The 22,529-nt window shown below is 51.2% G+C and carries 37 protein-coding genes and 2 other RNA genes; 17 read left to right on the forward strand and 22 right to left on the reverse strand.

The window, feature by feature from the left end; genetic code table 11:
* Window positions 1-7 precede the first annotated feature (7 nt).
* The 3 genes from bioD to F5I99_RS03410 all read left to right on the forward strand — a co-directional run bounded on the left by bioD (window position 8) and on the right by F5I99_RS03410 (window position 2,062).
* Window positions 8-691 carry a dethiobiotin synthase gene (gene bioD / locus F5I99_RS03400; RefSeq protein ID WP_151053657.1) on the forward strand — a complete coding sequence of 228 codons (684 nt, stop codon included), beginning with the start codon at window positions 8-10 and terminating at the stop codon, window positions 689-691.
* A gap of 103 nt (window positions 692-794) precedes the next feature.
* Window positions 795-1,046 (forward strand): hypothetical protein, encoded by a 252-nt coding sequence (locus F5I99_RS03405; protein WP_151053658.1) that lies wholly within the window; start codon window positions 795-797, stop codon window positions 1,044-1,046.
* A 53-nt stretch (window positions 1,047-1,099) separates the two neighbouring features.
* Window positions 1,100-2,062: a putative metalloprotease CJM1_0395 family protein gene (locus F5I99_RS03410; protein WP_151053659.1), complete on the forward strand. Its 963-nt coding sequence runs from the start codon at window positions 1,100-1,102 to the stop codon at window positions 2,060-2,062.
* On the opposite strand, the gene F5I99_RS03415 is transcribed toward F5I99_RS03410, so the two are convergent.
* Window positions 2,059-2,823 (reverse strand): alpha/beta fold hydrolase, encoded by a 765-nt coding sequence (locus F5I99_RS03415; protein WP_151053660.1) that lies wholly within the window; start codon window positions 2,821-2,823, stop codon window positions 2,059-2,061. The genes F5I99_RS03410 and F5I99_RS03415 overlap by 4 nt on opposite strands.
* Window positions 2,820-4,172, reverse strand: a complete 1,353-nt coding sequence (gene xseA / locus F5I99_RS03420) for an exodeoxyribonuclease VII large subunit (RefSeq protein ID WP_151053661.1) — start codon at window positions 4,170-4,172, stop codon at window positions 2,820-2,822. The genes F5I99_RS03415 and xseA overlap by 4 nt, the downstream gene beginning before the upstream one ends.
* Before the next feature lie 138 nt (window positions 4,173-4,310).
* Here xseA and guaB point away from each other — a divergent pair, with 138 nt between their 5' ends.
* Window positions 4,311-5,780, forward strand: coding sequence for an IMP dehydrogenase (gene guaB / locus F5I99_RS03425; protein WP_151053662.1), 1,470 nt, complete (start codon window positions 4,311-4,313; stop codon window positions 5,778-5,780).
* A 108-nt stretch (window positions 5,781-5,888) separates the two neighbouring features.
* On the forward strand, window positions 5,889-7,469 hold the full coding sequence (gene guaA, locus F5I99_RS03430) for a glutamine-hydrolyzing GMP synthase (protein ID WP_151053663.1): 1,581 nt from the start codon (window positions 5,889-5,891) through the stop codon (window positions 7,467-7,469).
* 83 nt (window positions 7,470-7,552) lie between these two features.
* Here the strand turns inward: guaA and F5I99_RS03435 are convergent, their stop codons facing one another.
* The 18 genes from F5I99_RS03435 to F5I99_RS03515 form a co-directional block, all read right to left on the reverse strand.
* Window positions 7,553-8,344 carry an NAD(+)--dinitrogen-reductase ADP-D-ribosyltransferase gene (locus F5I99_RS03435; RefSeq protein WP_151053664.1) on the reverse strand — a complete coding sequence of 264 codons (792 nt, stop codon included), beginning with the start codon at window positions 8,342-8,344 and terminating at the stop codon, window positions 7,553-7,555.
* Window positions 8,328-8,687 (reverse strand): Mor transcription activator family protein, encoded by a 360-nt coding sequence (locus F5I99_RS03440; protein ID WP_225307532.1) that lies wholly within the window; start codon window positions 8,685-8,687, stop codon window positions 8,328-8,330. Before F5I99_RS03440 ends, F5I99_RS03435 begins: the two co-directional genes overlap by 17 nt.
* 2 nt (window positions 8,688-8,689) lie before the next feature.
* Window positions 8,690-9,250, reverse strand: a complete 561-nt coding sequence (locus F5I99_RS03445) for a gp16 family protein (protein ID WP_191905937.1) — start codon at window positions 9,248-9,250, stop codon at window positions 8,690-8,692.
* Entirely contained in the window at window positions 9,247-9,720 is a 474-nt protein-coding gene (locus F5I99_RS03450) for a hypothetical protein (RefSeq protein ID WP_151053665.1), read from the reverse strand. The genes F5I99_RS03445 and F5I99_RS03450 overlap by 4 nt, the downstream gene beginning before the upstream one ends.
* A complete protein-coding gene (locus F5I99_RS03455) occupies window positions 9,720-10,448 on the reverse strand; it encodes a DUF2786 domain-containing protein (protein WP_151053666.1) in 729 nt (242 codons plus the stop codon). The genes F5I99_RS03450 and F5I99_RS03455 overlap by 1 nt, the downstream gene beginning before the upstream one ends.
* A 9-nt stretch (window positions 10,449-10,457) precedes the next feature.
* An RNA gene (locus F5I99_RS03460) (hammerhead ribozyme type II) lies at window positions 10,458-10,527 on the reverse strand.
* Window positions 10,526-10,819 carry an HU family DNA-binding protein gene (locus tag F5I99_RS03465; RefSeq protein ID WP_151053667.1) on the reverse strand — a complete coding sequence of 98 codons (294 nt, stop codon included), beginning with the start codon at window positions 10,817-10,819 and terminating at the stop codon, window positions 10,526-10,528. Before F5I99_RS03465 ends, F5I99_RS03460 begins: the two co-directional genes overlap by 2 nt.
* Window positions 10,820-10,834: 15 nt before the next feature.
* Window positions 10,835-10,897, reverse strand: an RNA gene (locus F5I99_RS03470) — hammerhead ribozyme type II.
* Window positions 10,897-11,067 (reverse strand): hypothetical protein, encoded by a 171-nt coding sequence (locus F5I99_RS19415; RefSeq protein ID WP_191905938.1) that lies wholly within the window; start codon window positions 11,065-11,067, stop codon window positions 10,897-10,899. The genes F5I99_RS03470 and F5I99_RS19415 overlap by 1 nt, the downstream gene beginning before the upstream one ends.
* A gap of 10 nt (window positions 11,068-11,077) precedes the next feature.
* Window positions 11,078-11,713 carry a DUF3164 family protein gene (locus F5I99_RS03475; protein WP_225307533.1) on the reverse strand — a complete coding sequence of 212 codons (636 nt, stop codon included), beginning with the start codon at window positions 11,711-11,713 and terminating at the stop codon, window positions 11,078-11,080.
* Window positions 11,710-11,982, reverse strand: a complete 273-nt coding sequence (locus F5I99_RS03480) for a hypothetical protein (protein WP_151053668.1) — start codon at window positions 11,980-11,982, stop codon at window positions 11,710-11,712. The genes F5I99_RS03475 and F5I99_RS03480 overlap by 4 nt, the downstream gene beginning before the upstream one ends.
* Window positions 11,979-12,245 (reverse strand): hypothetical protein, encoded by a 267-nt coding sequence (locus tag F5I99_RS03485; RefSeq protein ID WP_151053669.1) that lies wholly within the window; start codon window positions 12,243-12,245, stop codon window positions 11,979-11,981. Before F5I99_RS03485 ends, F5I99_RS03480 begins: the two co-directional genes overlap by 4 nt.
* Window positions 12,246-12,255: 10 nt before the next feature.
* Window positions 12,256-13,401 carry an ExeA family protein gene (locus F5I99_RS03490; RefSeq protein WP_151053670.1) on the reverse strand — a complete coding sequence of 382 codons (1,146 nt, stop codon included), beginning with the start codon at window positions 13,399-13,401 and terminating at the stop codon, window positions 12,256-12,258.
* On the reverse strand, window positions 13,395-15,179 hold the full coding sequence (locus F5I99_RS03495; protein WP_225307534.1) for an integrase catalytic domain-containing protein: 1,785 nt from the start codon (window positions 15,177-15,179) through the stop codon (window positions 13,395-13,397). The genes F5I99_RS03490 and F5I99_RS03495 overlap by 7 nt, the downstream gene beginning before the upstream one ends.
* Entirely contained in the window at window positions 15,179-16,171 is a 993-nt protein-coding gene (locus F5I99_RS03500; protein WP_191905939.1) for a hypothetical protein, read from the reverse strand. Before F5I99_RS03500 ends, F5I99_RS03495 begins: the two co-directional genes overlap by 1 nt.
* A 10-nt stretch (window positions 16,172-16,181) precedes the next feature.
* Window positions 16,182-16,490 carry a helix-turn-helix domain-containing protein gene (locus tag F5I99_RS03505; protein ID WP_151053671.1) on the reverse strand — a complete coding sequence of 103 codons (309 nt, stop codon included), beginning with the start codon at window positions 16,488-16,490 and terminating at the stop codon, window positions 16,182-16,184.
* Window positions 16,487-16,735 carry a hypothetical protein gene (locus F5I99_RS03510; protein WP_151053672.1) on the reverse strand — a complete coding sequence of 83 codons (249 nt, stop codon included), beginning with the start codon at window positions 16,733-16,735 and terminating at the stop codon, window positions 16,487-16,489. Before F5I99_RS03510 ends, F5I99_RS03505 begins: the two co-directional genes overlap by 4 nt.
* Window positions 16,736-16,737: 2 nt before the next feature.
* Window positions 16,738-17,205 (reverse strand): hypothetical protein, encoded by a 468-nt coding sequence (locus F5I99_RS03515; protein ID WP_151053673.1) that lies wholly within the window; start codon window positions 17,203-17,205, stop codon window positions 16,738-16,740.
* 123 nt (window positions 17,206-17,328) lie between these two features.
* Here F5I99_RS03515 and F5I99_RS03520 point away from each other — a divergent pair, with 123 nt between their 5' ends.
* The gene (locus tag F5I99_RS03520) at window positions 17,329-17,598 is read left to right on the forward strand and encodes a hypothetical protein (RefSeq protein WP_151053674.1); all 270 of its coding nucleotides are present in this window, start codon (window positions 17,329-17,331) and stop codon (window positions 17,596-17,598) included.
* A 115-nt stretch (window positions 17,599-17,713) separates the two neighbouring features.
* Here F5I99_RS03520 and F5I99_RS03525 read toward each other — a convergent pair whose 3' ends face one another.
* Window positions 17,714-17,923: a DNA-binding protein gene (locus tag F5I99_RS03525; RefSeq protein ID WP_151053675.1), complete on the reverse strand. Its 210-nt coding sequence runs from the start codon at window positions 17,921-17,923 to the stop codon at window positions 17,714-17,716.
* A gap of 100 nt (window positions 17,924-18,023) precedes the next feature.
* Between F5I99_RS03525 and F5I99_RS03530 the strand changes: the two genes are divergently transcribed.
* The 3 genes from F5I99_RS03530 (at window position 18,024) to F5I99_RS03540 (ending at window position 19,197) form a co-directional block, all read left to right on the forward strand.
* Window positions 18,024-18,398, forward strand: coding sequence for an XRE family transcriptional regulator (locus F5I99_RS03530; RefSeq protein ID WP_151053676.1), 375 nt, complete (start codon window positions 18,024-18,026; stop codon window positions 18,396-18,398).
* A 6-nt stretch (window positions 18,399-18,404) separates the two neighbouring features.
* The gene (locus F5I99_RS03535; protein ID WP_151053677.1) at window positions 18,405-18,650 is read left to right on the forward strand and encodes a hypothetical protein; all 246 of its coding nucleotides are present in this window, start codon (window positions 18,405-18,407) and stop codon (window positions 18,648-18,650) included.
* Window positions 18,651-18,777: 127 nt separating this feature from the next.
* On the forward strand, window positions 18,778-19,197 hold the full coding sequence (locus F5I99_RS03540) for a PH domain-containing protein (protein ID WP_151053678.1): 420 nt from the start codon (window positions 18,778-18,780) through the stop codon (window positions 19,195-19,197).
* Between the two features lie 115 nt (window positions 19,198-19,312).
* On the opposite strand, the gene F5I99_RS03545 is transcribed toward F5I99_RS03540, so the two are convergent.
* A complete protein-coding gene (locus F5I99_RS03545; RefSeq protein WP_151053679.1) occupies window positions 19,313-19,615 on the reverse strand; it encodes a hypothetical protein in 303 nt (100 codons plus the stop codon).
* A 73-nt stretch (window positions 19,616-19,688) separates the two neighbouring features.
* Between F5I99_RS03545 and F5I99_RS03550 the strand changes: the two genes are divergently transcribed.
* The 8 genes from F5I99_RS03550 to F5I99_RS03580 all read left to right on the forward strand — a co-directional run bounded on the left by F5I99_RS03550 (window position 19,689) and on the right by F5I99_RS03580 (window position 22,526).
* Window positions 19,689-19,913 carry a hypothetical protein gene (locus F5I99_RS03550; RefSeq protein ID WP_151053680.1) on the forward strand — a complete coding sequence of 75 codons (225 nt, stop codon included), beginning with the start codon at window positions 19,689-19,691 and terminating at the stop codon, window positions 19,911-19,913.
* A 23-nt stretch (window positions 19,914-19,936) separates the two neighbouring features.
* On the forward strand, window positions 19,937-20,395 hold the full coding sequence (locus tag F5I99_RS03555) for a hypothetical protein (protein ID WP_151053681.1): 459 nt from the start codon (window positions 19,937-19,939) through the stop codon (window positions 20,393-20,395).
* 249 nt (window positions 20,396-20,644) lie between these two features.
* Window positions 20,645-20,896: a putative holin gene (locus F5I99_RS03560; RefSeq protein WP_225307535.1), complete on the forward strand. Its 252-nt coding sequence runs from the start codon at window positions 20,645-20,647 to the stop codon at window positions 20,894-20,896.
* Window position 20,897: 1 nt separating this feature from the next.
* Window positions 20,898-21,512 carry a transglycosylase SLT domain-containing protein gene (locus F5I99_RS03565; RefSeq protein ID WP_151053683.1) on the forward strand — a complete coding sequence of 205 codons (615 nt, stop codon included), beginning with the start codon at window positions 20,898-20,900 and terminating at the stop codon, window positions 21,510-21,512.
* A complete protein-coding gene (locus F5I99_RS03570) occupies window positions 21,497-21,889 on the forward strand; it encodes a hypothetical protein (RefSeq protein WP_151053684.1) in 393 nt (130 codons plus the stop codon). The genes F5I99_RS03565 and F5I99_RS03570 overlap by 16 nt, the downstream gene beginning before the upstream one ends.
* Entirely contained in the window at window positions 21,822-22,010 is a 189-nt protein-coding gene (locus F5I99_RS20005; protein WP_456093918.1) for a hypothetical protein, read from the forward strand. The genes F5I99_RS03570 and F5I99_RS20005 overlap by 68 nt, the downstream gene beginning before the upstream one ends.
* Window positions 22,007-22,228 (forward strand): TraR/DksA C4-type zinc finger protein, encoded by a 222-nt coding sequence (locus tag F5I99_RS03575; protein ID WP_151053685.1) that lies wholly within the window; start codon window positions 22,007-22,009, stop codon window positions 22,226-22,228. The genes F5I99_RS20005 and F5I99_RS03575 overlap by 4 nt, the downstream gene beginning before the upstream one ends.
* A complete protein-coding gene (locus F5I99_RS03580; protein ID WP_191905940.1) occupies window positions 22,218-22,526 on the forward strand; it encodes a DUF2730 family protein in 309 nt (102 codons plus the stop codon). The genes F5I99_RS03575 and F5I99_RS03580 overlap by 11 nt, the downstream gene beginning before the upstream one ends.
* The last annotated feature ends 3 nt before the right edge of the window (window positions 22,527-22,529 follow it).

Raw genomic sequence — 22,529 nt, forward strand, 5'->3', positions numbered from 1 at the left:
GTCAGTATTGAAACATGCGTATTTTATAACGGGTACGGATACCGATGTTGGTAAAACCCTGGTAACCACCACTTTGCTATATCAGGCTGGCCAGCTGCAACTGCAGACCATTGGCTTGAAACCCCTGGCCGCTGGATGCGAGCAGACCTCAGAGGGACTACGTAATGCCGATGCCTTGTTACTGCAACGCTATGCCAGTGTCCCATTGAGTTATGACCAGGTTAACCCGGTGGCACTGGAGGCTGCCGTGGCCCCGCATATCGCAGCAGCCGGGCAGCAGCTCAGTGCTGATAGGCTAGCCGCTTATTGTCGTGGTGCCTTAATGCAGAAAGCGGATCTGGTGTTGGTTGAGGGGGCTGGAGGTTGGCGTGTGCCGCTGAACTCGCGCGAGAATCTGTCTTCGTTAGCGCAGTTGCTGGAACTGCCGGTGATTCTGGTGGTGGGAATGAAGCTGGGTTGCCTGAATCATGCGTTGCTGACAGTAGAGGCTATTGCCCGTGATGGCGTGCAGTTGGCGGGTTGGGTGGCTTGTCAGACTAATGCGGAGATGCAGTGTCTTAATGAAAATCTGGCAAGCTTGCGGCAACGCATCCGTGCCCCCTTGCTGGGGGTCATTCCCTGGCTTGAGCAACCCGACCCCGTCGTTGCGTCTGATTATCTGGATCTGTCGATACTCATGCCAACACCATAAATCCAGGTGGAAAGGTTGAACAAATTATGTACAGTTTTGTCTTAAGTGCTATACTACTAACTGCAGTTGAAAAGCTGTTATAACTCAAGACGACAGGTGATTTATGAATATTAATGGTATTGCTGCGCAAACCAGTGGTCTTATGAATGTAAACCGTGGACTGGACAATTCAGCACGTGCTGCTGGCGATGTACAGGGTAGCGGTGCGCCTGATCGTCCTGAACTTGCGTCAGGACGAGGAGAAGATCAGGCTGTCAGTCAGGCCGCAGTCAGTCAAAATGAATCCACAGCATCCACCCAAGTTGTTCGGGAAGTGGATGAAGCACTGGGTTCTTTAATTGACACTCGTGCATAACGGATAACAGCTTCGTTTAGAGGCTGTTGTCGATACTTAGTGAGGGCTATTGCATGCAAATCAATGGCTTTTCCAATCCACTCACCACATCAGGACTGAGTGCACTCGGCGCTATGTCGCGTGAGCGCACTGCATTGGTCGAAACTACCGCTACAACCGGGCCAGTTACAGCTGCTGACTCTACTACCCAATCAGATTCCGGACGTCGAGTAGCGGCTGGCACATCGGCTTCATCTACTGAAAGTAAACAACAGGAACTGGAACAGGCTGTGGTACGTCAGCTGGCGGCACGAGATCGTGAAGTACGACAGCACGAAATGACGCATCAGATGTCGGGTGGTCAACATGCCGGTGGTGCGACCTATACTTTTGAACGGGGTCCTGATGGCGTAATGTATGCCGTAGGAGGGGAGGTTAGTATCGATACCTCACCTGTACCCGGTGATCCTGAAGCAACCTTACAAAAAGCACAAATGATTGAACAAGCGGCTATGGCTCCGGCTGATCCATCATCTCAGGATCAGCAAGTCGCCGCTTCGGCGCGTGCAATGGCCGCTGAAGCCCGTGTAGAGCTTATGCGTGAGCAGCAAAATGTGGCCCAGAGCGATGAAGTATCCTCAGGTGCGTTGCCACTAGAACAGAAATCGAGCGATTTGGCTGATAGCAATACGGTCGCTACTTCAGTGACTTCAGAGCAGCAAGAACCCGTTGCTGTCGCTAATGTTGATGACGCTTTTGTGGCAGATGAAATCGCAGATAAGGTCACCGAAGAAGATAGCGCCACTGATCGCATGGCAAGTGTGAATGATGAATTCGAAGCGCAAAAGGCTCGCAGGGAAGAAATCGCGGAAGAGCAGCGTGAGCGTCGAGAACAAACGGCTGAGTCTTTGCGGGAATTTGCCCGGGATCTTGCCGAAATTCAGGATAAACTGAGTGAATTGAATAAGCGTCTGTTCGAAACCGGTGCTGTGCAAAACTTCAATACACCGGGAAGCTTACTGGATCAGCAAATTTAACTTGCCAAAAAAAAACCCATCACCAAACGAAAAAAGATCGCTGGCTTTTCTGCATGTGGCCAGTGTCCTGCATCCGCAATCACCTTCACATCCGCTTCTGGAAACAACTGCTTCACTTGCTGACTATATTCCGGCTGCAGGTAGTGTGACTGCCCACCTTTGATAAAGCGAACTTGTCCACTGAAGGGTGAGCCTTCGGGGGCTGCAGCGATAGCATCATAATTATTTTTCAAGGCATTCAGGTTCATCCGCCAGGTGAAAGCTTTATCCTGATTACGGTAAAGATTTTTCAGCAGAAAAGCGCGTATTGCCGGGTTGTCGATATGCTGTTTCAGTTGCGTATCCGCATCGCTGCGGGAGTGCAATTGATCAAGTTTGACACTGAACAGCCCGCTGAACACCTCATCATGATCATGTGCATAGCTGACCGGCGCTATGTCGACCACCATCAATTTATTGAGTCGCTCTGGCTGGTGCATCGCCAGTTGCATCGCGACCTTGCCTCCCATGGAATGGCCGATCATATCCACTCGATCAAGTCCGAGATCATCCAGTAGCTCAAGCACATCGGCGGCCATTAACGGGTAGCTCATCTCCGCACTGTGTGGTGAGCGGCCATGATTACGCAGGTCAACAGCAATGACATCAAAATGCTCGGTGAGTAGTTTGACCTGGGCACCCCAGTTTTCCAGGGTGCCAAATAATCCATGCAGGATAACCAGGGGGTTGCCCTGTCCGCTGCGCTGAAAATGCAGTTTCATAGTGAGTGACTCTCAGAGGGTTTGTGTTCGATAACCCGACAGATAATATCGCCGTCCTGCAAGCGTGCTGTGATCAGATCCTCAGGTTTTACCTGATTGCAGTGACGAATGATTTGTTCATCCTGGTCCAATAGCAGACTGAAACCACGCTCCAATGTAGCCAGTGGACTGACCGCATTTAGCCGTAAGGCTGCTTGTTTAAGCTGGGTCTGTTGAGCTACCAGAGAGCGGTGCATGCGTAACACCAGGTGTTGCTGCAACTGCTGTAGCTGCTGTTGCCACTCAGGTAATTGTTGAGCCGGATTACGGCGCAGCAAGCGTCGGGAGTAGCCATTCAAGCGTTGTTCTTCTTGCTGCAGACGACTGCTGAGTTGTTTGCTCAGCTGTATTTCAAGCCGGTCCAGTCGCTGGTACTGGTCCTGTAATCGTTCACCTGGATGTCTAAGGCGCTTGCGGTAGTTCTGCAGTTGCAGCTTCGATTGCTGCAGGGTTCGGCTCAGGTGCCACTGCAGTGTGGCGGCGGTTTGTTGCAGGCGCTGGCGCAACAGCGTCTGGTCCGGACTGAGGATTTCCGCTGCGGCTGATGGCGTGGGGGCACGGTAGTCAGCCACCAGATCACTGATAGTGGTATCGGTTTCATGGCCCACAGCCGATACGACCGGGATGTTCGATGCCACAATGGCTTCGGCAACACGCACTTCATTGAAGGGCCAGAGGTCTTCCAGTGAACCGCCACCGCGCCCAATGATCAATACATCACACTCATCGTGCCGGTTAGCTAACGCTAATGCCTTGACCAACTGATCAGCGGCTTCGGCTCCCTGTACCGCCGCCGGATAGAGGTTAACCGGTAAGCCAGGGAAACGTCGATTCAGAACATGCAAAATATCATGAATAGCGGCGCCAGACGCCGAGGTGATCACGCCGATACACCTCGGGTGAGCCGGTAGTGGTTTTTTGCGTTCCTCGGCAAACAGACCGCGGGCACTGAGTTCTAGCTTAAGCGTTTCAAAGGCTTTCTGTAACTGACCCTCACCCCCAGGCATCATCTGTTCACAAATCAGCTGAAAATCACCTCGCCCTTCATACAAACTGACCTTGGCGGTGACAATCACCTGATCACCTTCTTTAGGACGAAAACCGATCAATTGAGAGCGATTTTTGAACATGGCGCAGCGAACCTGCGCCTGGCTATCCTTGAGGGTAAAATACCAGTGCCCGGAGGCTGGCCGGGCAAAATTGCTTAATTCACCCTCCACGCGAATGATGGAAAAGCTGTGCTCCAGTAAACGACGCGCTTCGCGGTTTAACTGACTGACGGATAAGGCGGTGTTGGATTGATTATTCATGCCGCTATAGTAGTGTCTCCAGGGGGTGGAGTAAAACCCTGGATTAAGCGTTGCTGATATGAGTGTTCAGATTGAGAGAAGTCCAGCTTTGGTGTAAAATGACTTGCTTAATTTTCCAAGATAACAGGCTGGCTGATCATGTTGCGAATCGTTGAAGAAGCGCTCACTTTTGATGATGTACTACTGATTCCGGGGTACTCTGAAGTACTGCCAAAAGACGTGTCACTTAAAACCCGCCTGACAAAAGAAATCGTGCTGAATGTACCCTTGGTTTCTGCCGCAATGGATACTGTCACAGAAGCGCGTCTGGCGATCGCCATGGCTCAGGAAGGCGGCATAGGTATTATTCACAAAAACCTGACGCCGGAACAGCAGGCAGAAGAAGTGCGTCGGGTTAAAAAATATGAATCCGGTGTGGTTTCTGAGCCGGTAACCTGTACACCTAACACTACTGTAGGTGAAGTGAGAAACCTGGCCCAGCGCCACGGTTTTTCTGGCTTCCCGGTACTTGAAGGTGATGAGTTGGTGGGTATCGTCACCAGTCGTGATGTACGTTTTGAAAGTGATATGAACGCGCGTGTTTCCAGTATTATGACCACCAAAGAGCATCTGGTGACAGCGAAAGAAGGCGACGATCCACAAACCATTCGCGAATTATTACGCGAACATCGCATTGAGAAAATCCTGCTGGTGGATGATAACTTCCACATGACCGGCATGATGACAGTCAAGGATATGAATAAAGCCCAGGCTTTCCCGAATGCGGCGAAAGACAGTAAGGCTCGGTTGATTGTTGGGGCGGCTGTAGGAACGGGTCCAGAAACACCTGCACGAGTTGAAGCGTTGGTGAATGCTGGCGTTGATGTGATTGTTGTGGATACCGCGCATGGGCACTCCAAAGGTGTAATCGACCGCGTGGCCTGGATCAAACAGAATTTCCCACAGGTGCAGGTGATTGGCGGCAACATTGCTACGGCTGATGCCGCGGTAGATCTGGCGAAAGCGGGCGCAGATGGCGTTAAAGTGGGGATCGGCCCCGGCTCTATCTGTACCACCCGAATCGTTGCCGGTATCGGTGTACCACAGATCAGTGCCGTAGCGAATGTGGCGGCGGCGTTAAAAGACTACGGTGTGCCCTTGATTGCTGATGGCGGCATACGTTTCTCTGGTGATCTATCTAAAGCGATTGCAGCGGGTGCCGCGGCTGTGATGGTCGGTTCCATGCTGGCGGGTACCGATGAAGCACCTGGCGAAGTGGAGCTGTTCCAGGGGCGGGCATTCAAGTCTTACCGGGGTATGGGTTCCCTGGGTGCCATGTCCGGCCTGACCGGTTCTTCTGATCGTTATTTTCAGGATGCAAAAGCCGGTGTTGAAAAGCTGGTACCGGAAGGTATTGAAGGGCGTGTCCCCTGTAAAGGCCCAATGCATAATGTGGTGCATCAGTTGATGGGTGGCTTGCGTGCCTCCATGGGCTATACCGGTTGTGCGACAGTAGAAGAAATGCGTACCAAGCCCTCTTTTGTGCGCATAACCAGTGCTGGCATTACTGAAAGTCATGTACATGATGTCAGTATTACTAAAGAAGCACCGAATTACCGCGTCAGTTAAGCCTAGTTAAACGTATTGATCAGTGGGGCGATTGCCGCCCCATTTTTCGTTTTACAGAGGTCTGATTTTTGCACTGTCCCATCAGACCATTTGCCGGAGTGAGCAAAGATGAGTAAAGATATTCACGCGCAACGTATTCTGATTCTGGATTTCGGTTCCCAGTATACGCAGCTGATTGCGCGCCGTGTCAGGGAGATCGGTGTATACAGTGAAATCCATCCCTGGGATATGACGCCGGACGCGATTCGTGACTTTGCTCCCAAGGGTATTATTCTGGCGGGTGGACCTGAGTCAGTGACTGAGCTGGATTCACCGCGTGCCCCGGCTGAAGTGTTTGAAATGGGGATTCCGTTGCTGGGTATCTGCTATGGCATGCAGACCATGGCGGAGCAGTTAGGTGGCAAGGTCAGTTGTTCTGAAAAACGCGAGTTTGGTTATGCCCGCGTCAAACTGGCCGACAGCCCCAGTCGTCTTCTGGAAGGTATTGAAGATCATATTGGCAATAACGGTTCGCTGTCGCTGGATGTGTGGATGAGCCATGGCGATAAGGTAACTGAGCTACCTGAGGGTTTTCATGTCATCGCATCTACGGAATCCGCACCGATTGCAGCTATGTGTGATCCACAGCGTAATTTTTATGCCGTGCAGTTCCATCCTGAAGTAACCCACACCAAACAGGGTATGCGCATTCTTGAGCGTTTTGTGCGTGAAATTTCCGGTGCTGAAGCCCTGTGGACAGCGCAGAATATCATTGATGATCTGATCAGTAAGGTACGTGAACAGGTCGGCGACAACAAGGTGCTGCTGGGCTTGTCCGGTGGTGTCGATTCATCTGTTGTGGCGGCGCTGTTGCATCAGGCGATCGGTGATCGACTCACTTGTGTGTTTGTCGATAACGGTTTGCTGCGCAAGCAAGAAGGCAATCAGGTGATGGAGATGTTTGCCCGCAATATGGGGGTGAATGTAATTCGTGTCGATGCTGAAGAGCGTTTCCTCGGACGTTTAGCCGGCCAGGCTGATCCTGAAGCCAAGCGTAAAATTATCGGTAACACCTTTATTGAAGTGTTTGATGAAGAAGCGCAGACACTGACCGAGTGCCGCTTTTTGGCACAGGGCACCATCTATCCGGATGTGATTGAATCCGCCGCCTCCAAAACCGGCAAAGCGCATGTGATTAAATCGCACCATAACGTCGGTGGCCTGCCAGACGATATGAATCTGGAATTGGTTGAGCCACTGCGTGAGTTGTTCAAAGATGAAGTCCGCAAGATAGGCCTGGAACTGGGTCTGCCGTACGATATGGTTTACCGCCATCCTTTCCCCGGCCCTGGCCTGGGTGTGCGTATCCTCGGTGAAGTGAAAAAAGAATACGCCGATATCCTGCGTGAAGCCGATGCCATCTTCATTGAAGAGCTGCACAGAGCCGACTGGTATCATAAAACCAGCCAGGCCTTTGCCGTCTTCCTGCCCGTCAAATCAGTCGGTGTAGTGGGTGACGGTCGTCGTTACGAATACGTTATTGCACTGCGTGCCGTAGAAACCATCGACTTCATGACCGCCCGCTGGGCACACCTGCCGTATGACTTTCTGGAAACCGTGTCTGGACGTATTATCAATGAAATCGCGCAGGTTTCCCGTGTGACCTATGATGTGTCCAGTAAGCCACCGGCTACGATTGAGTGGGAATGACATACTGATATCTAGCTAAGCCTAGCAGCAGGAAAAGTCTTCAAAGCCCAGCGTCTTCGCTGGGCTTTTCCGTTTATGAATCATCACCAGCCCAGTTGAACCTCATACACCCCACCTATGACCAAATGCTCCTGCTCTCCTTGTAAAATACCGGGTAGCAGACCGGGAAAGTAGAGGAGCTTTGGACCGGGCACCTGGGTTTCCAGAATGGCATCGCCGAAGGCACTGGCGGTGTCTCGGTCACTGCTAAACGAGCTGAGGTTATTTAGCACCAACTGATAATGACCGGCTTCAGGTGGGTTTAGCAGTTCGTGAGCTTCAATCCGATTGATTCCACGATAAAGCCGCCAGTGTTGCTGTTCTGGATAACGCCGCTCCAGCTCGTATTGGCAGAAGCTGTAAAGCAGATCCAGTTGTGCCTCCAGGGCATTGGCGTTGTACAGTCCTCGTGAAACATCGGCCAGATAGGCGGCATAACAGGGGCTGTTGACGTCTTTGAGTGACCCCCGATGGTTACGCGGCAAGAGCCCGAAGCGTGACTCGACCCAATGTTTCAGTACTGCCGCTTCCATACCATCGGCATTAAACATCCAGCCACGCAAAAGTCTCAGATAATCGGCCTTGTGTCGTTTCAGGCGTTGGCGCTGTGGATTCGCACCTGCACTATCCAGGTGATCCAGCAAAAAAGCTGAACACATGTACTGGCGAAAGTGCAGCGCCCGTACGGCGGGTTCTGCCAAGGCATTCAGCGTGGTAAAAATGAGAGAGAGTGAGATAAATATACCAGTGAAAGCGTGATAAGTGTGGGAACAGATGGGAATTGGCTGAAACAAATGGGAGGGTGATTGAAAAACGTTTTCAATCTTGGCAATCATTTGGCGCGAAAAAATCTGGCTGGGTTTTGTCCCTTTGGCGCATCCGTTCAACCACCTTATATATGCCACGCGTAGTCATATTGAACTCACGGGCCAACTCAGAATGATTGCGGCCATTAAACTTGGCCCAGATCTCAGCATCGCGTTTAGCGATACCGAAGCGGTAGTCCTTTGGGATTGTGATCATCTGCCCGCCCCAGTGCTGGCATAGATGATCAGCAATTGCAGCGCCGACCTGCGTAGCAGTCTCTGTATCGATACCGTGGTCAGTCACTATTCTACTAGCGTGATCCGCAACATCTTCTAATAGTTCGTGGCGTCGATGCTCCATATAACTGGACATAGTCATACCCCTCGGCTTTGTAGATAAACAATCAGGCTCTGCATGAATCTAATATTGCGGTCCCACTTATCAGGCAGCTGGGCTATAACCTGGTTGCGATCGCTTTCACACAGAGCTGCCATTAGCTCTTCACAGCCGACCTTTAAGCACTGTTTTTTATGCTCGTTATCGAGGGCAGCTATAATAGCTTTCAGTTGCTTTTCAGTACGTATCCACGCGCAGCGCTCTATGCCAAACATCTGATTAGCGATGCTGTCCGCATAAGCCCAGGGCAAGCCCATGTCAGCCAGGAGCGCTTCAATTTTTGTGATCATTACTGGCATGGCACTATGGTCAAAGTTATGTGGTTTACCCTTGGTTTTGTTGTTTGGACGAACCTTGAAGCCTAGCTTTTTCATGGCTTCCAATACTGCTTTCAGTTTTGGAATACTCAGATTGGCGCTTGAGGTAGCTCCTTCCAATTCAGGAATGGAGCCCAAAAACGCTCTATAGGTGTCGTCATCCATGCCTAGTTCACGCTTGGCAACATGGATGACTTTTATCAGCTTTATTTTATTGTTCACCAGTCAGTATCCTTTATGTCCATTACTGCAGCGCTAACTGCTGAGCGCCTTCCGGCACGAGTTACATTTTCAGTCTGCATGTCAGATGGAAGTTGTAAGATGTCGCCCTCGGGTTGGGCCTGGCTGTGTCCATATCCCTCCAAAACCCTTGTCAGATAACGATGATTACTTAATGGTTTGAAGTCACCGGCTTGTTGTTTGCTACGCAGTTGCTCCACCGTTTGCACTAATGCTGGAACCAGTATGTTAAGCGGAGCCAGTGCTAACGCTTCGTTAGCGATGCGTAATGCGCGGTCATTTGCTAGATCCCGCTGTTTACTTCTGAATAGACTCAGATAGCTGACCAGTGCAGCACCGGCGCTACGATCCAGCTTGGCCAGCAACGCCAGCAGGTCACGGCCAGACTCATCCTGCACTAACGCATCCAGGTGCAGGCGGCTGTGGCATACGGGGCAACGGCTAAGGTTCATTAATACCCTCCAGCGCTATGCGCTAATGCCAATTTGTCACGGCCTATACCGGTTCTTTTGTCACCTTTAACGCCTTGGTGAAAGCTGACTTTTTGGCCATCTCGACCCCCTTGACGCAACGCATCATAGTCGTGGTTGCTTCTGCCCTTTGTGTTATCTCGCGTTTTGAGGTTTTCAAGTGGCTTGTCCCAGCGCTTAGCCTTATAGGCAGCAATGATGCTATTTTCAGATTCACTGCGCTGGTGTTTTGATACCTGCATCGCTACCGCATATATCCATGCCTCGGCGTATAAATCTCCACGGCGTACTTTTGTGGTTCGTTTAATTCTTTTATTCAAGCCAGACATATAGTTGCTCCGGTCACGCTTGAGATGACGGCCTAGTACTTCAAATGCATATCCGGCAATTTCAGCATTTCCTCCAAGACCATAAAACTCAAAATAGCCGCTCCACTTATAGCCATCATGCTTTGCACCATAGACAAGCTCTGCACCAAAAGCGTCTGCAATCATGTTTGCCAACATGGCAATATACGTTGGCGGATTTTTCCCTGCGCCCGCATTACTTGTAGCGGTTTCCACATCACTGATTGATATATCATCTGAAGTGATGCCGTGCATTTCCATCAGCTTCTGTGCTTGGCGCATAGCTGTTGCTGCCTCGTTGGCATTGCTAGACTTTGCTAAGCGCAAACACTTTTTGATTTTTTCTAGTATTTTACGGTCCATCTCTAACCCCTTTAGCTGCTCATCAGTACCAAACCACTACGCTCGGCAGACCGGCAGGGCTGGCCTGCCGGTTTCGCTTATTTGTTCAGGGCTTCATCCAGGGTTTTGGTTGTCGAGAACTTCACCACGCGCTTGGCAGCTATCTCGATCTGTGCGCCGGTTTGTGGGTTGCGGCCGGTGCGGCTGGCGCGAGCGGAAACCTTCAGCTTGCCGATACCTTGTAGCGTGAACTCACCGGTTGTCTGCAGCGCTTCAGAACAGACGTCGCCCAGGCTGTCCAGTAGTGCGTTCACGTCTGCTTTGCTAACAGCACGGTCATGGGTAAACTTCATTTTTTGCATTACGGCTTCAATAAGTTCAGTCTTTTTCATGTTGATACCTATATATAGTGGCTGCTCATCAGTGCAGGGGTGCCATGTCTGCAGACGCCCGATCAGGGCGTTTCGCGTTAATGATCCGGTCTGCTTGATATGTATCCGAGGATCCAATTGATTGCGTCAAAGACGCCTTGTTCATAAGTTCCCTCTTCATGGTCTGTTGTCATTTGTTCGCCGTGTTCAAAGGCCCAAGCCAGCACCTCCTGAATCTCCGTCTCTTCAACTTTTACTGTTAATGACATAGCGGCCCCCTTAAAGACTGGCTAAATCAAGCGCGATCGGACGCCACTGGTCAGCATCGCCCGTGCGTTGATACAGCCGGACATAGGTCTTACTGCCAGTGATCTGGATGCTGTCTGCAATAGCATCCATCGCCTGCAGCCAGATAGGGTCGGTGATTTTCAAGCGTCGCAGGCCTAATACGCGACCGGTTGAAATTTTGCCTTCTTTATCTACCTGGAATGCATCATCCACAATCACCTTCAGTTCAGCGGGTGAGCCCTCTGACCAGCGGTGGATACACTGATCAATCAGCTCTTTAGCAACCTGTAGGCGCTCATCAAAGACCAGGCTGTCGCTGATGGCCCGCTGGACTTTGTAGCGACCATCAAACGTAACCAGGGTGACGTTACCTTTACGCCCCCCTAGCTGGACGTCGTAGCGCTCTGCACTCAGTTCAACAAACGCATTAATATCACCCAACAAAGCCAGCTTGAACTCGCGCATTTTTGCCTGCAGCTCTCTGGCCTTGTTGACGATCTCATTCACCAGCTCATCGCGGGTTAAGTCGATCTCGCTAATCATATCGATGGGTACCAAGCGGCCTGCCTGATCTTCCAGGTAACCTTCGGGGATTTTCTTTTGTACTTGATGAGGCATGGTGTTCATGCGGCGTTCTCCTGTTTACCAGTAATGCTGAGCAGGATGTTTTTCACTTCCCACGGCTTGTTGATGACGACACTACGCAGCACGGCACGTGTAGTGGTGCCGTTGTCGTACACGTCCAGAAAGAGGTTGAGATCTTGCTCAGACACGATCAACCCGTCGTTATGGTTTGGGGTGCTATAGATCGGGGCTTGCTGCAGACCCAGTCCAAAATACATCAGGCACCCAGCGGCACGCGTAGCCAGCAGATTAATGATCAGATAGTCATTCATGAAAACTCCTCCCACTTAATCTCGCAGTCCGCTACGAACGCAACGCGCTCAATAATGCGTCGACCTGATCGGGTCATGCGCTTTGAGTACGCATTGGGCAGAGTGCTACAGGCAATCCCTGGAGTGATTTGAATCATTGGATGGCAACTTTCACCAATACTGATATTGGTGACTGACAACCCCATGGCATGTAGTGTTTTCACGGCCATGTTGGCGCGAAGCATCTGCTCGTTGATAATCTGGTCCAGTTTATTAATAGCCATAGCCATCTCCTTAAACCTCACTAATTAGGTCAGATGTCACACGAGGGATACCGATCGCTGCCGCTTCATTCAGCGCCGCTGTCAGTACGTTATGAATTGCCAACGGATACAGCACTGAGAATGAGCCCCGGCCAGTTAGCTTTGCACGCAGCGCCTCAATAGCGTTGTTGTCCATCACGTCTGCCAGCACCTTGTCTGCCATTTTGAAGCGGTGCTGGAGATAGCCTTCCAGCTCCAGATCCAGCGGACGCAGCGTGACAACCTCGCACCGCTGCACCACTTCGCGCACAGTAGGGTTGCGCTCATCCAGCTTTTCAGCCAGTTCGGTTTGTCCTATCAGCACGATGCCCAGCAATTTCTGAAAGCCATCTTCCAGCTCGAAAAACCGCTTGAGGTGCTTCAGCGTAGGGATCGGGATCCCATGCGCCTCTTCAATGATCAACAGATGACGGTTACCGGCACGCTGTGATTCCCGCAGCGCATGATGCACCTGGCGGAACCTGGCTTCGGGGCTCCGCTTTGGCAGCACGCCGGGGGCCACTTCAGCCATGATTGCTTCCGCGATATGGCTGGCCTTCAGCGTCTTACCCTTAATGTCGTTGTCTTCCATACCCAAAACATAAGGCTCAATCACAATAACTGACTGATGATCACGGTTGATCCAGTCAATCAGATCGCGGCGCAGTGTCGACTTACCCGCGCCTGATTCACCCACCACGGCAATAAAGCCGCCATGCTTGGCCGCCATGCGCAGCGACTCGCGCACATAGCGGCTATCTGGTGTCATAAAGACATCGTCTGACTGACGAACGTCCTCGAAGGGATCGCGCACCAGGTTGAATGCACGCCGTGCGGCTGGCGTTAACTGCTGTTTGCGTAGTAACATAATGTCGTCCTCTATGGATGTTTTATCCGGCGTGGGGCTGTTAGTGGCAGCCCCCGCCAATTCAAAAGCGTCTTTCAGATCGTTTTCCGTGGCTCCTGCCGTTAGTAAAAATTCCCGTATACCAGCCTTTATATCCTCCTGATTCAGTGATGCAGGCCAAATATCGTGATTAATAATCTGAGCAATGGATGCCTGGCTCAGGTCTACATTTCTGGCTAACTCAGCCTGTTTTTTACCGAGTCGCCCCAACAAACTTTTTAACTTCAGCATGCGGTGCCTCCATTCATAACGCGCAGGGTTTTGGATTGCGGCTTAGCCAGCTGCTCAGCGATCGTATCCAGTTCATGCTCATGAGCACCGTCTGGGTAGCGCTGCTGCAGCCAGCCAAAGTGCTCCTCTGGTTTCCACTCATCGCCCATGCGAGTGCGCAACCGCATAGCTGTCTGCACCAGCGTCAGCCGTGGCACTTCAACGGTTGGGGTAATCAATGAATGTTCGGTACCGCGACGCGGCATATACTCTGGCAGCGAGGTGTCCTGCATAGGCTTGTAAGGGTTGAACTTTCCACCCAGCGGCAGGGCTTTAGCTTTACGGGCTTTTTCCGCAGCCCCCTGGGTTTCGGTGCCAGTCATGATTTGTTCAATAGCCGCTTTAGCGATCTGAGCCGGGCCAGCGGCCATTTGCTTATAACCTTCGCCATAAATCGGACCCTGCTCATCGAATCCATACTCATCCTTCTTAATCTCAGGGATAACATGGAACACCTCAGCACCATCCAGGTCAGTCAGTACCAGCTGCGCAACATCATCACGCCAGGGGTTGCGTGTAACCATCACCATCTCGCCAACCATCACCCCTGGAATATCTTTCACACTGAACTGACTACCCTGGAAGTTGATACGCAGATTGCTTGTTACTTTGCGCTCAACCGGCGTAGACACGGCCAGCTCTCGGCACACCTCAATGCTCGGGGCCTTGATCAACTGCTCAGCAGTGATGCTCAACCACATCGCACTGCGGTTCTTCTTGTGTCGACGATGCACAGCCGTGGCGTTAAACACAGCACGCCACTGCGCCGCCAGACTATTCAGCTCATCCAGATCCGCCACTGGCCGGAACCGCAGGCCGCTCTCGAACTTGCGCTCTATAATGTTTCGGGCATTCTCAACTTGCCCCGTAGCTCTTGCATTACCAGCGGCGTGGGCAATGGCTTTAATGCCTAGCGACTTACACAGGTTCAGCGTCATGCTACTTGTGTTCGCACTACCAGGGTCCATATACAGAATCTGCGGCACACCATGCATCAGATCCGCACGGCCGCGCTCCTGCATGGCGTTGATCAGCACGTTACACAGGTTCAGGCCACTCTCGGCCCCCATCACATACTCAACATAAATCCAGCCACTGGCGTGATCGGTGATCTCATACGACCACACACGGTCAGCCATCACGCGCTGCAGGTTCTTAGGTTTGTTTTTGTAAAACTCATCCTGGGCCATAACATGCAGGCCATTCGCGCTGTTCTTCTGCGGCTTCAGGTAATACAGCACACACAGCGACGCATCGATCTGCCACACATGGTTAGGGTGCTTGCTGCGCATCTCCAGGTGAGGGTCTGGTGCTGCCAATTGATCCGGGTGCAGGCCGTAGCTGCGCAGTGCCCGGTATATAGCGCTGTCGCTCAGTTGGATAATTTCACCGGTAGTTTCATCAATCCGTTCAGCGCGGATAAAATTATTAGCACGCAGCGCCGCCACGGCATCGGTCAGGCTGAACATTTTCTTACCCTGGCCGCGAATAGATTCCTGAATGGTGCCGCTGATAATCAGCGCCTCATCCCGCGTCAGGCATGATTTACCGGCATCACTGCGTTGTTTTCGGGTTGTTGTTTTCACGGTCAACCTCTTCAGATTGCGGTGCAGCGTGGCTCTGGATATCTGCAAATCCTGACAGGCGGCATCGTAAATGGATTGTTTACTGCCGTGATCCGCAGATCTCACTGCGTGCATGACGGCAACCAGGCGTTCGGTCATCACGGCATTCTTCATTACTCTGCTCCAACCAGCGTCAGTTGCTCTTCAGTAATACCCAAAGAATCCGCCGCCGCATCAGCCGCACCAGGTTGCATCCAGCTAGGTTCAGTAAATAGCGGCTGATCGGGCAGGTCGTAGTCTTCACGGATGGCAATCAGCTGCACCTCAACTTGCCGTACCAGGTCAGCCAGGAACACACGCTGGGTGTGGCTATCGGCAAGAGAGGCGGTCAACTCGCTGTGTTCGATCAAAGCGGCCACGGTGTTGCGCAGCTTACCCATCACAGCCACTTCGGCCTCGTATGCCGAGGCGGTGGCGATCTGCCGCAGTTCGCTGGTGATCTCGTCAGCAGGCATGGTCTGTACCCGCTTGCGGGTCTTCTCCAGCTCCTGGGCGAGTTCATTCAACTTCTGGTCTTTCTGCTGCGTGATCTGCTGAATCGCTTCATAGTCAGCCTGTGACTCATCCAGCTGCAGTGTTAGCTGTTCTTTTTCTTTGTGATGTTTGCTGATGAACTCTTCAGCAATCTCGACAAATGCTTCCTTGTCGCCCGACTGGGCAACCTCAATCAATGCTGATTTTTCATCATCAGGTAGGCGGCGGAACTGGCGCATTTCGCGGTAGCCGATACCCATGCGTGACATGGACTCAAGAGCTTCCTCGCCGAAGGCTTTTAGATTGGCTATGTCTTGGTTTGCTTTTTCGTCAGACATCCCCAGTAGTGCACAGAACTCCTGCCAAGTGCCGGACAGCTGAAGATTATCGGCATTTACCTGGCCGGAAAGGGCTTTGTAAAGTTTGTTTTCCTTTACATATGCCAGCTTGGAAGTGAAAACAGTATTTGAAAATTTGCCGAAAGCATCAGCCATTTGAGCCTGCCCCAGCAGCTGGTTGACTAACGCATGCTCTTGGGTGTTTTGTTGCATAAGAGCCGCAGTGTTCTGCAGTTCATGCACTTTACCAGTATCTAGTTCCGGTAGATCGTTAGGTTGTTGTGTTGTTTCCATGCTCTTTTCCTCAGTAGCTGCCAGCGGCCACGCGCTGTGTTAGTTCATTAAGTCGATCACTGGCACGGCTCATCTCTGTAGCGTGCGCCTGGGCAATTTGCAGGGCAGCCACACTCAATGCAAAGCGCCCGGTATCCAGCCGCACCGCCATACCCTCAGCAATCAGCGTATTAACGCAGCGGTTGATCGTTGCCGGGCTTTCACCCAGTGCCTTGGCTAACTCGCCATTGCTTAACCCCACCAGGCTGTGCCCCTTTAACGCTTTCATGACACGTAGCACACGGCCACCAGAGTCACTTTTGCGGGTCTTATCTGTCATGCTTCAACTCCTACTGCATAGGCTTTCAGGGGGGGTTCGGCGATACGCCACATCAACAGACCCTCATCCATACCGGCGAAAAAAGCGTCTGCCTCAGCTGAACCGATCGGATACCAGCATGCCTGGCGTTCAATCTCCCCAGCCTTAAGGCACAGGATGTACAGCACACCCTCTTTGTAGGGTTTGCTGCGGGGTTCATGCGGTCTATCAAAGCGTTCATTGAAAATTTGCAACGGTGTTTTCATGGCTAAAACTCCAGTTGTGGTTGTGCATGCTGTTTAACATTTCCCCGATGCCACGCCAGGCTCTGCAGCGCTGACTGGATGCCGCCCAGGGTTTCCTCTGCATTGCTCTCGCCGTTGTAAAAGGCCATCAGCATGCCGGTCACATGGTGCAACTGCAGTTGCAATTCCTGAATGTCTTTTGCATCGGCACTGCGTCCACTGGGAATGTCGATCAATAACTTACCTGCCGTTGCAGCGATCCAGCGCGATACCAGGTTGATCCCACACACCTGCTCATATACAGGCAATAAAGGAATAGGCATGCGTCCGGTTTGAATCCACTTGTACAGCACCCAGTGATCCACCAACCCCATACGTTCTGCGATCTGCTCAGAACTCAGGTTATGGCGCTCACGTGCATAGTCCTTGCAGCCTTTCAGGGCGTCACGCAGTGTGCTGGGCTGATAGTGTTTCCAACGTCGCTTAGCCATTGGACCCTCCTTTAATCGCGGACTGATCGCCGCTTCCAAACAAAAAACTGTTTTGCCTCTGGGCAAAAGTGTTTCAAAACTCCTACTATTTCAGGTACATTCTGAATAGGAGCAAAAACGATCATGAACGCCGAGATCCAAGCACTGAAGCAACAAGTCGCCGAGCTGCAGCAGCAGCTCTCATTAATGGATATTCAGGTGGAGGTGAATCGCTCACTGTTTGTCGCGCTGACCCGGTATTTCGCAGAGGGCAACCAGCTCTACATTCCTGAGCTGTGCGACGATCTTGATCAGCTATGCCTGGTGCGGTCAGACCAGAAGTGGCAGACGGCGCTGATAGCGACCGCAGAAATTCTTCGCGCTTTAGACGAGAGTCTTCCAAAGCAGGAGTGATCATTTTGGCCTGAGCGAGCGTCATTGGTTGGCGGTTGTGTTTGCACTGATCGTCAGTTGGCGATAATGGGTGCATGGCCGGGGGTGTATGAGACATGGCGGCGATCTCCAGTAATTAGGCGGCAATGGATTCGGCAGGTTTTTTTATGCCCAGCTTCACGGCGATCTCGTGAGACTGGCCATAAAAACCTTTATCGAATCCATTGAGGACACGATAAACAGCATTGCGCTGATAACCGTTGTCTTTGGCCCACTGTGAGATGGTGATGCCATTCTCACGGAATTTGGCTTTAACTTGATCGGGGGTGAGTATCTTGGTAGCCATGGCAGTGGCCTCCTTGTGTGTTTACTAAAGTTAATTGGTGTTTCTTGGGTGTAAGTATTGCTAAAAATATTGAGCAATACAAGGTTATGAGTGCAAAAATATGAGCAGCGCGCGCGACAGGCTTGAGGAAGAGATAAATAAGATAGGCGTCACAGCCATATCAACAGGCCTTGGAGTAGCTAGAAACACGATCTATAACTGGCTGGCTAAGGCTAATGTGCCATTAAATTATTTGGTTGCACTGAAAGGGTTCGGTGCGGACGTTCATTACATTGTGAGTGGGGAAAGGTCTACTACCAGCTTAAGCTCTGATGAGCAGGAGTTGCTTGAGCTTTTTAAAACAGCCCCTCTTGCCGTTAAAGCCGCTGTATTGGGGGCTTTAACGGCGGGTCAGGATGCTAAAGGTGGAGCAGATATAAGTGTAACTGGAGTAGGTAACCGTGTAGCGGGAAGGGATTATCGTGAAAAGGAGTAGTATTGCATGGAGATTCAGGGAGACTTCAATCGTGTTGCCGGGCGTGATTACTACGACGTGCGATTGTCGCCGGAAGCATCTGAATTACTGTTCTCGCAGCTTGCGAATATGGAGATGCTGACGCCTAGAGAGAAAGCATTGCTGTACCACTTTCGTTCGGTTGGAGATGCGCGGCAGGCTTCTATTTTAGCTATTTTGGCAGACATTGCTTTGCTTTGGATGTTAGAAAATAATGCTGCTAATGACGATTGATTGATAAAATACCAAACGGTTTGGTATTTATAAAAACATAAGTATATAAAAATCAATTATTTATATATTCAGAAATATAAAAACTCCAAACGGTTTGGGGTTTGGTGATGATGCAAGGAGATGCCGCATGGCAAAGTACATTGAAAGCACGCTGATTAGTGATGAGAAAGTGATTTACGAAGGCCGAGTTAGTAAGTGGTCTTTGCTGCCGCTGATTTTACTTGGGTTTATTACATTGTTTTTATACATTGGCCCTATCTTCTGGGTGATTGCATATCTCCGTTATAAAACCACTGAATTGGCGTTTACCAATAAGCGCGTCATAGCCAAGTTTGGATTCATCAGCAGGCGTACAGTTGAGTTAAGTCTGCCAAAAGTAGAAAGCATGCAGGTAGATCAAAGCATCATAGGTCGAATTTTTGATTATGGAACGCTAATAATATCAGGGGCAGGAAACCCACAAGCCCCTATCCCTGGCATCTCTATGCCGATGGTCTTTAGACGCTCTTTTATGGAGTACATTGATCGGCAACGTGTTGCAGCCTAAATCTGCTGTTGCCTAATGATCAAGCACATTTAAAAATCTCCAGAAGTCTAGAGTGGCTCTTTTAACTTGAGCGTCTATAGACTGCTGGGGATTTATTGAAGAGGTGGATAAATTACTAAAAACGGCTCCACTTAATGTCTTGAACGATGCCTTCCTGAACAATGATGGTCCAGTTCAAATCGCGGTATCGATAAAACCATGTTTCTCTTTCGACCCATGAGTTACATTTGCCGTTTCTGGCGCGGTCTTTACATACAGTTTCTACACCTTTAGAGCGAGGTTCTCCTAGACTCTCGGTAATTAAGTGTGCAGGACTGCCCGCGCTGACTGATACCTGGCCACCCCTAAGCTGCATTGTGCTGGCGTTGGTATTGACGCTTGCAAACAACAGCAGCAACACTAAAATAATATATTTCATATGTATCTCCATTCGATTAATAGGGTTTAAGTTTAGCTGAGTCAGTTAATATTACCAAAAGATGAGGCATATCATGGACTATGAAGAGATTTATAGAGGTCTGAACGACCAGGGTCTGGGCTTTGAAATTGGTGATCAGGATGCTGACATCAACGAACTGGCCGACGATATTGGTGGTTCACTAATCAAGGCTGCATCAGACTATGATAATGATGTTGCTGTGTACGATATGGGCGATCACTTGTTGATTGTTGGTAATGCAAACGGCCTTTGGGCAGTGCGGCACTATGGTGAGTGATGGAGCCAGACAAGGAATGTCTTATGGATCGCGAATTACTGTTTCAGTTTTATGATCGAGTTATCGGGCCTAATTGGCAAACTTCAGATCCGATAAAGCTCAGCGGCTGGGAAGTTGTAGAGGCCTTATGGCCATTGAACAAGTATTTTAAAAGATATTATCGCAACTTTTGTACTCTGCCTTATGATCCCGCATTTGAGACTCAGGCTGATGCAGCACAGAAAAGGTTTGTTTTCAGCGGGAATTGGGGTGTTGTCAGTATTGAGACCTGGCGAGTGATACTTGAACGCCACCAGCAGTCTCTAAATGTGGCGCTTTTAAATGAAGCGGCGGGATATCCGCTTATGTCTGTTCCTGATCGCTTACGGAGTGAGGCAAGAACAGGGGCTGCAATTCTGTTTTTGCTTCAACAAATGACGCTCCCCTTTGAAGTAGCTGATCGATCTTCATTTGAACCTGACGTTGTAGTCCCGGATCGCTAAGCTTTGCTGTAGTAATTGCTCGGTCATGCTCTATCATATGTGCCCCTGGATACATGCCATTTATGTAACATGGCTAATGTAGCTTTTAGTCACAACCTGGATCTTTTGCCCCTGTTCAAAAGACCCATCTAAACATCCCCGGTAGTCTGGAATCCTTAGCGAAAGCAACCGATTCCAGCCAAACTACCGGGGATTTTTATTATGGACAAACCAACCGCGCCACGGCTTTCCGGCCTCGGGCTGATCGTCATGCTGCTCAGCATGGCCATCATCTGGATGAGCCCCTTCCAGCTGATGGTAACCCTCTATAAGCTGAGCGTTGTCACCCTTGGTGGCTGGCTGGGCTACTGGCTAGACCGCTGGATTTTCCCGTATGCACGCCCACACATGGTGTTGCCAGGTGGAGAGCATACGGAACTAGCACCCAACGCCTGCTGGTACATGCTACGCCGAGCAATCATCGTGGGTGCAACTATCCTTGCCGTGGCGATGGGAGCATAGCATGCGTTCCCTGGCTATGATTCTGTGCCTGCTGTTGCTACTGGTTGCTTGTCAGCCAGCACAGGCTCAGATCCCTCACAGTGCGCACCAGTACCGCAACGACCTGACTCGTCAAGCGCGACTGATCTGGGGGCTGAATGCGCCGGTTGCATTGTTTGCGGCACAAGTGCATCAAGAAAGTGCCTGGAACGTGCGTGCTGTCAGTCCGGTTGGTGCTAAGGGGCTGGCTCAGTTTATGCCAGCAACAGCCGCATGGATGCCGGATATCGACCGATCACTGGCCAATCCGCAACCATTCAACCCCACATGGTCGTTCAGAGCGCTGGCCCGTTACAACTATTGGCACTTTCAGCGCATTAAGGCCGACACCGACTGTGACCGTTGGGCGTTCACGCTCAGCGCATACAACGGCGGGTTGGGCTGGGTGCTGAGAGACAAGGCTCGTGCAGCAGAAAACGGCGATAGTCGGTGGCTCTATTGGGATCATACCGAGCGCTACAACGCCGGACGATCTGCCGCCAACTTCCGTGAAAACCGCGACTACGTACAGCGCATCATCCACCGCCACCAGTCTCACTACGCAACATGGGGGCCAAGTGTATGCGCCTCTCACTGACGCTGCTTGTAGGTGGTGCTGCGCTGCTGTTTGTCAGCGCGTCGCACTGGTTTGCATGGCAGGCTGGCCATCAGCAGGCACAAGCAGAATGCCAAGCCGCCAATGCTGACTCAGCCCGCACGGCGCTAGATCAGCTGGCAGAGATGGCTCAGGAAGCGCATGCAGCCAGCAAGCTGATATACAGCGCACAGCAAGCGCGAGACCGAATTGATCGGCAGACAACACAGGAGTTGCAGAATGTACTCGCTCAAACGGCTCATATGCGTGCTCATTGTGAGTACAGCAACGACATCATGCGGCTCGTTGACGATGCCAGAGCACGTGCCGCCGCAGCCGCTTCCGGCGGCACTGGTGCTGCCGTGCCCGGAGCCAATTGAGCGCAGGGGTAGCCATGCTGACGATGCCGTCGAAGCTTTGAAAATTTTGTACGACCAATACGGCAAATGTGCCGGGGAAAAGGTCGATTTAATTAACTGGATAATGGAGCGCAGGCCGTGACAGATATAGTCGACCACGCCTCTGAGCGAGAGCAACAACAAAGGGATCAGGCGCTGGCTAGGCGCGTCGTATTCGAACCAATGCAAGATGTGTTCGATGGCGTTGTGTACTGCATCGACTGTGGTGATCAGATCAGCCAAGAACGGCTTGCAGCGAAACCTAACGCCGCCCGTTGCATCCACTGCCAAACAACCTGGGAGCGACGCAATGGAAATTGATTACAGCGCCTGGCGTTTTTGGTTTTCGGTCCTGCAATGGATCATCACCCTCGGGGTTGCTCTATACGTCGCCGTTGACCGCGTGCGCAACGACCACAGAACAGTGATATCAGAAACCAAAAAGGACATTGACGGTATCAGCAAGCGTGTAACACGCGTTGAAGAGGCCTTGGCTCACATGCCCACGCATGAAGATGTATCACAGCTGCGCAGTGAAATGTCCGCTGTGAAGGCGCAGATGGAGACCGCAACTATGACATTGCGTCGCATCGAAGACTATTTACTGAACAAGAAGTGAGGA

It is taken from the genome of Nitrincola iocasae, from assembly GCF_008727795.1.
GTDB classification, from domain to species: Bacteria; Pseudomonadota; Gammaproteobacteria; order Pseudomonadales; family Balneatricaceae; genus Nitrincola; species Nitrincola iocasae.

Excerpts from the sequence above, each read along its gene's own strand:
- F5I99_RS03405 (WP_151053658.1), top strand. The coding sequence starts at position 795 with ATGAATATTAATGGTATTGCTGCGCAAACCAGTGGTCTTATGAATGTA.
- F5I99_RS03410 (WP_151053659.1), top strand. The coding sequence starts at position 1,100 with ATGCAAATCAATGGCTTTTCCAATCCACTCACCACATCAGGACTGAGT.
- F5I99_RS03415 (WP_151053660.1), bottom strand. The coding sequence starts at position 2,823 with ATGAAACTGCATTTTCAGCGCAGCGGACAGGGCAACCCCCTGGTTATC.
- xseA (WP_151053661.1), bottom strand. The coding sequence starts at position 4,172 with ATGAATAATCAATCCAACACCGCCTTATCCGTCAGTCAGTTAAACCGC.
- guaB (WP_151053662.1), top strand. The coding sequence starts at position 4,311 with ATGTTGCGAATCGTTGAAGAAGCGCTCACTTTTGATGATGTACTACTG.
- guaA (WP_151053663.1), top strand. The coding sequence starts at position 5,889 with ATGAGTAAAGATATTCACGCGCAACGTATTCTGATTCTGGATTTCGGT.
- F5I99_RS03435 (WP_151053664.1), bottom strand. The coding sequence starts at position 8,344 with ATGATTGCCAAGATTGAAAACGTTTTTCAATCACCCTCCCATTTGTTT.
- F5I99_RS03440 (WP_225307532.1), bottom strand. The coding sequence starts at position 8,687 with ATGTCCAGTTATATGGAGCATCGACGCCACGAACTATTAGAAGATGTT.
- F5I99_RS03450 (WP_151053665.1), bottom strand. The coding sequence starts at position 9,720 with ATGAACCTTAGCCGTTGCCCCGTATGCCACAGCCGCCTGCACCTGGAT.
- F5I99_RS03455 (WP_151053666.1), bottom strand. The coding sequence starts at position 10,448 with ATGGACCGTAAAATACTAGAAAAAATCAAAAAGTGTTTGCGCTTAGCA.
- F5I99_RS03465 (WP_151053667.1), bottom strand. The coding sequence starts at position 10,819 with ATGAAAAAGACTGAACTTATTGAAGCCGTAATGCAAAAAATGAAGTTT.
- F5I99_RS19415 (WP_191905938.1), bottom strand. The coding sequence starts at position 11,067 with ATGTCATTAACAGTAAAAGTTGAAGAGACGGAGATTCAGGAGGTGCTG.
- F5I99_RS03475 (WP_225307533.1), bottom strand. The coding sequence starts at position 11,713 with ATGAACACCATGCCTCATCAAGTACAAAAGAAAATCCCCGAAGGTTAC.
- F5I99_RS03480 (WP_151053668.1), bottom strand. The coding sequence starts at position 11,982 with ATGAATGACTATCTGATCATTAATCTGCTGGCTACGCGTGCCGCTGGG.
- F5I99_RS03485 (WP_151053669.1), bottom strand. The coding sequence starts at position 12,245 with ATGGCTATTAATAAACTGGACCAGATTATCAACGAGCAGATGCTTCGC.
- F5I99_RS03490 (WP_151053670.1), bottom strand. The coding sequence starts at position 13,401 with ATGCTGAAGTTAAAAAGTTTGTTGGGGCGACTCGGTAAAAAACAGGCT.
- F5I99_RS03495 (WP_225307534.1), bottom strand. The coding sequence starts at position 15,179 with ATGAAGAATGCCGTGATGACCGAACGCCTGGTTGCCGTCATGCACGCA.
- F5I99_RS03500 (WP_191905939.1), bottom strand. The coding sequence starts at position 16,171 with ATGGAAACAACACAACAACCTAACGATCTACCGGAACTAGATACTGGT.
- F5I99_RS03505 (WP_151053671.1), bottom strand. The coding sequence starts at position 16,490 with ATGACAGATAAGACCCGCAAAAGTGACTCTGGTGGCCGTGTGCTACGT.
- F5I99_RS03510 (WP_151053672.1), bottom strand. The coding sequence starts at position 16,735 with ATGAAAACACCGTTGCAAATTTTCAATGAACGCTTTGATAGACCGCAT.
- F5I99_RS03515 (WP_151053673.1), bottom strand. The coding sequence starts at position 17,205 with ATGGCTAAGCGACGTTGGAAACACTATCAGCCCAGCACACTGCGTGAC.
- F5I99_RS03520 (WP_151053674.1), top strand. The coding sequence starts at position 17,329 with ATGAACGCCGAGATCCAAGCACTGAAGCAACAAGTCGCCGAGCTGCAG.
- F5I99_RS03525 (WP_151053675.1), bottom strand. The coding sequence starts at position 17,923 with ATGGCTACCAAGATACTCACCCCCGATCAAGTTAAAGCCAAATTCCGT.
- F5I99_RS03530 (WP_151053676.1), top strand. The coding sequence starts at position 18,024 with ATGAGCAGCGCGCGCGACAGGCTTGAGGAAGAGATAAATAAGATAGGC.
- F5I99_RS03535 (WP_151053677.1), top strand. The coding sequence starts at position 18,405 with ATGGAGATTCAGGGAGACTTCAATCGTGTTGCCGGGCGTGATTACTAC.
- F5I99_RS03540 (WP_151053678.1), top strand. The coding sequence starts at position 18,778 with ATGGCAAAGTACATTGAAAGCACGCTGATTAGTGATGAGAAAGTGATT.
- F5I99_RS03545 (WP_151053679.1), bottom strand. The coding sequence starts at position 19,615 with ATGAAATATATTATTTTAGTGTTGCTGCTGTTGTTTGCAAGCGTCAAT.
- F5I99_RS03550 (WP_151053680.1), top strand. The coding sequence starts at position 19,689 with ATGGACTATGAAGAGATTTATAGAGGTCTGAACGACCAGGGTCTGGGC.
- F5I99_RS03555 (WP_151053681.1), top strand. The coding sequence starts at position 19,937 with ATGGATCGCGAATTACTGTTTCAGTTTTATGATCGAGTTATCGGGCCT.
- F5I99_RS03560 (WP_225307535.1), top strand. The coding sequence starts at position 20,645 with ATGCTGCTCAGCATGGCCATCATCTGGATGAGCCCCTTCCAGCTGATG.
- F5I99_RS03565 (WP_151053683.1), top strand. The coding sequence starts at position 20,898 with ATGCGTTCCCTGGCTATGATTCTGTGCCTGCTGTTGCTACTGGTTGCT.
- F5I99_RS03570 (WP_151053684.1), top strand. The coding sequence starts at position 21,497 with ATGCGCCTCTCACTGACGCTGCTTGTAGGTGGTGCTGCGCTGCTGTTT.
- F5I99_RS20005 (WP_456093918.1), top strand. The coding sequence starts at position 21,822 with ATGCCAGAGCACGTGCCGCCGCAGCCGCTTCCGGCGGCACTGGTGCTG.
- F5I99_RS03580 (WP_191905940.1), top strand. The coding sequence starts at position 22,218 with ATGGAAATTGATTACAGCGCCTGGCGTTTTTGGTTTTCGGTCCTGCAA.